Source organism: Achromobacter sp., assembly GCF_032113835.1.
In the GTDB taxonomy this organism is placed as follows: domain Bacteria; phylum Pseudomonadota; class Gammaproteobacteria; order Burkholderiales; family Burkholderiaceae_B; genus Achromobacter.
On record NZ_DAMCTG010000051.1, the window covers coordinates 32,273 to 37,757 of the forward strand.

At 70.4% G+C, this 5,485-nt stretch carries 8 protein-coding genes; all 8 read right to left on the reverse strand.

Annotated features, from left to right (window positions below; translation table 11 throughout):
• Window positions 1-167 precede the first annotated feature (167 nt).
• Genes gspN through gspG form a run of 8 tightly spaced genes read right to left on the reverse strand, consistent with a single transcriptional unit; the run spans window position 168 to window position 5,483 of the window.
• Window positions 168-932, reverse strand: coding sequence for a type II secretion system protein N (gene gspN / locus RT697_RS17550; protein WP_313700570.1), 765 nt, complete (start codon window positions 930-932; stop codon window positions 168-170).
• Window positions 932-1,516, reverse strand: a complete 585-nt coding sequence (gene gspM / locus RT697_RS17555; RefSeq protein WP_313700572.1) for a type II secretion system protein GspM — start codon at window positions 1,514-1,516, stop codon at window positions 932-934. The genes gspN and gspM overlap by 1 nt, the downstream gene beginning before the upstream one ends.
• A complete protein-coding gene (gspL, locus tag RT697_RS17560) occupies window positions 1,513-2,505 on the reverse strand; it encodes a type II secretion system protein GspL (protein ID WP_313700575.1) in 993 nt (330 codons plus the stop codon). The genes gspM and gspL overlap by 4 nt, the downstream gene beginning before the upstream one ends.
• The gene (gspK, locus tag RT697_RS17565) at window positions 2,502-3,602 is read right to left on the reverse strand and encodes a type II secretion system minor pseudopilin GspK (protein ID WP_313700576.1); all 1,101 of its coding nucleotides are present in this window, start codon (window positions 3,600-3,602) and stop codon (window positions 2,502-2,504) included. The genes gspL and gspK overlap by 4 nt, the downstream gene beginning before the upstream one ends.
• Window positions 3,599-4,204: a prepilin-type N-terminal cleavage/methylation domain-containing protein gene (locus tag RT697_RS17570; protein ID WP_313700578.1), complete on the reverse strand. Its 606-nt coding sequence runs from the start codon at window positions 4,202-4,204 to the stop codon at window positions 3,599-3,601. Before RT697_RS17570 ends, gspK begins: the two co-directional genes overlap by 4 nt.
• Window positions 4,205-4,206: 2 nt before the next feature.
• Entirely contained in the window at window positions 4,207-4,647 is a 441-nt protein-coding gene (gene gspI, locus RT697_RS17575; RefSeq protein WP_313700580.1) for a type II secretion system minor pseudopilin GspI, read from the reverse strand.
• A 1-nt stretch (window position 4,648) separates the two neighbouring features.
• A complete protein-coding gene (gene gspH / locus RT697_RS17580; protein ID WP_313700582.1) occupies window positions 4,649-5,137 on the reverse strand; it encodes a type II secretion system minor pseudopilin GspH in 489 nt (162 codons plus the stop codon).
• Window positions 5,109-5,483: a type II secretion system major pseudopilin GspG gene (gene gspG / locus RT697_RS17585; RefSeq protein ID WP_313700583.1), complete on the reverse strand. Its 375-nt coding sequence runs from the start codon at window positions 5,481-5,483 to the stop codon at window positions 5,109-5,111. Before gspG ends, gspH begins: the two co-directional genes overlap by 29 nt.
• Window positions 5,484-5,485: the final 2 nt, after the last annotated feature.

Consider the following 5,485-nt stretch of genomic DNA (forward strand, 5'->3'; position numbering starts at 1 on the left):
TGAGGTGGCCTGCATCATGCGCGGGCGTCTCCGGGGTGTCAGACACCTCATTTAGGCCTACAAGGTGCGGTTCTTGCTACACGGTGTCTGACACCCGTGTGAGGTGGCCTTTACATTGCGCAGGCCTTCCGGGGGTGTCTGACACCCTCCCGCGCCCGCCTGCGCCACTATCGCGCGGATTTCCCCACGCCGAACGTCACTGTGTCGCCCGAGCGGCGGCCCAGCGTCGACATCAGGCCGTCCAGCGCGGCGCGGTTAGCTTCGCTGGCTGACTGGGAGAACGTGGCTTCGCCCTGGAAGCTGATGCCGCGCGGGCCGGTGCCGCCTTGGCCCTTGACGTCGAGCAAGCCGCTTTCCGTGCTGAGGGTCAGCGTGGCGCCGGTCTTGCCACCTTGCACGCGCAGCAGATAGGTGCCCACCGGCGTGATGGGTGAAAGCGCAGTCGCCGCGTTGCGCCAGCGCAGGTCGACGGCCGGACCGGGGGGAAGCGGGGCGCCCAGGCGCAGGGGCTGCCAGCTGATTTCCAGCATGCCTTGCGGTGACAACGTGTTCCAAGGCGCGCCGAGCGCGGGCAGGACCGTTGCGGGCACGCGCAGCGATGACGCCGGGACCGCCAGACCGTTCCATCCGGGCCGCGCGCGCAGGGTGCCTTGCAGCCAGGGATGTGAGATGTCGAGCGCCAACGTGTCCCAACGCCATTGCCACTGCACCGGCTGTGGCAGTACGCGCCGCACGCCCGGGGAGCCGAGCGCGATCCAGGCGCTGCCGCGCCACAACGAGCCGCTGGCATCGGCCAGCGTGACCGGCGCGTCATCCGGCAAAAGCGTCAACACCCAGCGCGCGGGCAGCACAGCGGCGCCGGCGGCTGCGGCGCAAAGTACGCCGGCCACCCACAGGCCCGCGACGCGACGTGAGGGAAGTTTCACAGGCATCACCGGCTCCCCGCCGCCTGCGGCGGCAGCAGCACGACCTTGCCGTTGACCAAACCCGGCAGCGGCCGTCCATTGGCGTTCGCGGCGCGTGTCAGGTCCACCTTGGAGATAGCCAGCCCCCAGTCGCGCCCCGCGCCGTCCAGCCAGCGCATCAGCGCCGACGACGGCGCCTGGTCCAGCGACAGTTCCACGCCGCCGCCTTCCGCATCCGCCAGCGTCCATTGCCCCGCGGGCAGGCCGGCGCGTTCCAGGCTGGCCGCCAATTCCGGCGTGCTGGGCATCGTGCCCGCGGGCGCTGCGCTGCGCTGGCGCAGGGCGGACGCTTGCGCGGTCAGGTCGGCGACGGTGGCGGCCTGGGCGCGCAGCCCCGGCAGTTCAGCCTGCAGCTTGCGCACGGTGTTCAAGGCGGGCTCGATCAGGGTGACGAAGCCGATTGCCGCGCCCAGCAGCAGCGCGGCGCCCGCGACCAGGCGGCGTTCGCGCGGGGCCAGCGCCTGATAGCGCTGGCGGGCGCGCGCCAGCGCCGGGTCCACGGGTTTGCGCGCGGCCTGCCACGCGGCTTGAAATCGGTAAAGCGGTTTCATGGTTGGCTGCGCACGATGCGCCACGTGTTGTCGGTGTCGCCGCGTTCCAGCTTCAGCCCCAGGGCGGCGGCCTGCTGGATCAGCGCGGGGGTTTCGGAGACGCGCTGCGCCTGCGGGCCGGCGTCCGCCAGCTGCAACGTCAGCGCCTGATCGGCATAGGTCAGATGCGCGACCTTGTCGGCCGCAAAGGGCAGGGCCTGCGCCGCCGCGCGGGCCAGCGGCAGGAAGTCGCCCGCGTTGGCGGCGCCCCGGTTGGCCTGCAACGCGTCCAGCCCTTGCTGCGCCTGTCGCGCCGGGTCCAGCACGACCGGCACGTTGGGAAACGCCGCCAGCACCTGGTCGTGCATGCCGCGTTGCAAGGCGTCGGCCTCGCCGCGCAGCTGCGCCGCATAGATATTTAGTCCGGCAATCCACACCACGGCGGCCAGCGCGCTCCAGCGCCACACCGGCTGCCAACGCGACACGCTGACCGGGGCAAGCTGCGGCATCGCCAGCGACCATGCGGGCGAGGGCGCATGCCAGCGCGGATCCGCGGGATCGCGCAAAGGCGCATCCGTGGCCGGCGCCAGCGCCTGCGGGGCGATCAACGCGCGCACGCGCAGGCCTTGCTGGCTCAGCAGGCTCCACGCGCGCCGGACCGGCTCGCGCGGAGACCATGCCAGGGGCACGGAACCGTCGGCGGCGCGCGCGCCATACCCGATCGCCAGACTGTCCAGGTCGCTCAGCACCAGCGGTTCCAGCGCACCGCGCACGGCTGCGCCGAAGTGCGCGCGCGCCACGGCGGGGATCTGCACCGTCGCCGCGATGACGTCGGCAGGATGCAGCACGGCTTCACACATGGCCTGCGGCCAGGCGTTCCCGAGCGCGCGCAGCGCCAGCTCGCCTTGCCGCACGCAGCGGCCGCGCCGGTCGAACCACGCATAGGGCAGCGGCGAATCGGCGCCAAATTCCTCCAGCGCGGGCAGGGCGATGCGCAGGGTGTTCTTCAAGGTGTTTCTCTCGTCCAGATGGTTTCGGGCGCGGCCGGCGGGGCGCTGCGCATCAGCGCCTGCATGGACACGCGCGCCCGTTCGTAGACCACGGTGCCGCTGGCCAGAAACCAGCCGCTGTTGGTGGAGACCGACGGGGCGGGCGTCTTCACGCCCGTGCCCGCCAGCCGGTTGGCGAAGTCGCCAGTGTTGTTGAACCAGTTGCCGCGATCACGCTCGCCCGCCATCGCCCGCGCCTGCGCGAGCGACAGCCCCGGCACCAGCGCCGCGATGACCTCGGCCGGCGCGGTGTTGACGTTGACCGTGGTGGCCGAAGGCAGCAGCGTCATCGTGCGCCGAAGCGCATTGCGCATCGGTGGCTCCAGCCCCAGCAGCGCGGCCACTTCGTCGATCCCGCGCGGCAGCGGCGCGCGCGCCTGCGGGCCGGGCCGCGCGGCGGCGTTTGGGGTGGCGTCAGGGGCTGTGTTCGGAGTGTTGTTCGGGGTGTTGTTCGGGGTGTTGTTCGGGGCGTCCGCCGCCAGCGCGGGCGGCTGCGCCGACGCCACGATGTCCACGATCCGCGCGGCCAGCGTATCCGGCAGTTCCAGCGTGCTTAGCAAACGCCGCAGGATCTCTTCCTGCTCCGGCTGCGGCACGCCGTTGCGCGCCAGGTTGTAAAGGTTGTACTTGCCCTGTTCGTCCTGAACCCCGCCCGAAAACACCGCGACGCGATCGTCGCCGGGACGTTCAATGCGGGTGTCCAGCACCGGCGTCGCCCAGATCTGGTCGCCACGGGTGGTCGGCTCGCGCCGGCCGTGGTCGCGCACAACCAGCCGCGCCCAGTCGATCCCGCCCGCCAGCATCGCACGCGCCTGCACCCGCGCCAGCTCGTTCTCGACGCGGCGCGTACTGGCCGTCTGACGCTGGAACAGGCTGGTGGTCAGCGCGGCCACGATGGCGACGACTATGAGCGCGCTGACGACCGCCGCGCCGCGTTGCCGGGGTGCGATGGGGGTGTAGCGCGCAGCGGCTGTGCCTTGTGCGTCGCGCGCGCCAGATGCACCAGATACGCCTCGCGAGCCATCCTTGCCAGCTCCATGAACAAACGCGCCGCTCATGGCAACTCCAGAACGCGCGTATACCGCCGCAGATCGCCCGGAACGCCGCGTTCGAAAGCGATCTCCAGACCACTTGGCGCAGCCCCAAACGATGCGTTCGCGTCAGCCCACCCCACGCCCGGCACCCACGCGCGCAGCGCAAGCGACCGCACTCCCGGCAGCAACAGCACGCCGTCGCTCGCCGCAGGCAGCGGACTGCGCGGCGCCGACGGCCCACTGACGCGCCACAGGCCGTCACCACGAACCTGCCATTGAATGCGCTGCCACAACCCGTTGCCATCCGGATCGGGACGCAAAATTTCCAGCGTCTGTCCACCCGCAGCCCGCGGCAGCAACCGCAGGCCCGTCGTGAACGCCACCGCGTCCAGTCCCGGCGAATCAAACGCGGGACCCGTGTAAGACAACTCGACGTCCCGCGCCATCTGCCCCAGCGTGCGCACAATGGCATCCGTATCCTCGGCCTGCGCGGCGATCAGATCGCGCGCACCCGACACGCTGGCCAGCCCGCGCCAGGCCATCAGGCTGACGAGCGCCATCAGCGCCAGGGCGACCAGCACCTCGATCAGCGTGAAGCCGGCCTGCGATTGCGGAGAACGGCGCATCGTCATCGCAGGCTGGACAGCAGGCCGTCGAGCTGCAGCAGAATCGCCCCGTCGCGCGGAGACGCCGCGTCGTGGACCTTCACCGCCACCTGCCGGAAGCTGCGGTTCATCGAATTGGTAAAGACCAGTTCGCATTGCAGCGCCAGCCCGCCTTGCGGACACGGCACCATCTGCGTGCCGGCGCGCGGCAGGGCCTGTTCCAGACGCAGTTGCGTAAGCGCGTTCTGCGCGGCCAGCAGCGCCAGCGTCTTGTCCTGCAAGGCACGATTGTTTGCAGCCATCACCCCAGTCGCACGCAGTGCCGCGCCCATCGCCACCGCGATGATCGCCAGCGCCACCAGCACCTCGATCAGCGTGAAGCCACGCTCGCGATTGCGCGCGGCCGGGAATGCCGAATCCGCTGCATTCGGGCGCGCCTGGCTGCGGGCGGCCTCGGCAGTCATCTCAACGAATCTCATAACGCCCCGCAGCGTCGCGTTGCAGCGTGACGTGCACATCCGCCGCGCTCAGCGTCAGCGTCATCGGCGCGGCAACCCATTCGGTATTGAAGATCAGCGGGCGGTCCGGATCCAGACGCCATTGCACCGGCGCGGCCGACCAGGACTGCGGCCGAAGCACCTCGTCGCTTTCCAATCGGTCGACCGGCACGGGAATATCGTCCTGCGCCGTGGGACCGGCCGCCCGGCCCGGGCGCTCAAACGACCACCCCTGGCCGTTCGCCAGCCACCGGATGTTGCGACCGTCGCTGCGCGCTTCGCTCTGCGCCACGGTGAACGCATCGGCCAAACGCTCCGCGTCGGCGCGCAGGCGGTTGTCGCCGCGGCCGACGGACAGGCTCACCATGCTCGCGGCAATGGCCACGATCACCAGCACCACCAGGACTTCGACCAGCGTGAAACCGCGCTCAGAGGTCCCAGGAACCGATGTCGGCATCGCCGCTTTCTCCGCCGGGCTTGTTGTCGGCGCCAAACGAGAAGACGTCGACGTCGCCTTTGACGCCGGGGCTCAGGTATTGATAGGGATGGCCCCACGGATCGTTGGGCAACTTGTCCAGATAGCCGCGCCAGTTGGCCACGCCGTCCGGCTTTTGCGCCAGCGCGCGCAGACCCTGCGCAGTGGTGGGATAGCGGCCATTGTCCAGGCGATACAGCTTGAGCGCCTGCATGATGCCGCCGATGTCCTGGCGGGCAGCGGCTTGGCGCGCCTGATCGGGGCGATCCAGCACACGCGGCACCACCAGCGCGGCCAGAATCCCCATGATCACAATCACCACCATGATCT

What these genes read in the sequence shown, in the direction of transcription:
- gspN (WP_313700570.1), bottom strand. Translation starts at nt 932, where the DNA reads ATGCCTGTGAAACTTCCCTCACGTCGCGTCGCGGGCCTGTGGGTGGCC.
- gspM (WP_313700572.1), bottom strand. Translation starts at nt 1,516, where the DNA reads ATGAAACCGCTTTACCGATTTCAAGCCGCGTGGCAGGCCGCGCGCAAA.
- gspK (WP_313700576.1), bottom strand. Translation starts at nt 3,602, where the DNA reads ATGAGCGGCGCGTTTGTTCATGGAGCTGGCAAGGATGGCTCGCGAGGC.
- RT697_RS17570 (WP_313700578.1), bottom strand. Translation starts at nt 4,204, where the DNA reads ATGCGCCGTTCTCCGCAATCGCAGGCCGGCTTCACGCTGATCGAGGTG.
- gspI (WP_313700580.1), bottom strand. Translation starts at nt 4,647, where the DNA reads ATGACTGCCGAGGCCGCCCGCAGCCAGGCGCGCCCGAATGCAGCGGAT.
- gspH (WP_313700582.1), bottom strand. Translation starts at nt 5,137, where the DNA reads ATGCCGACATCGGTTCCTGGGACCTCTGAGCGCGGTTTCACGCTGGTC.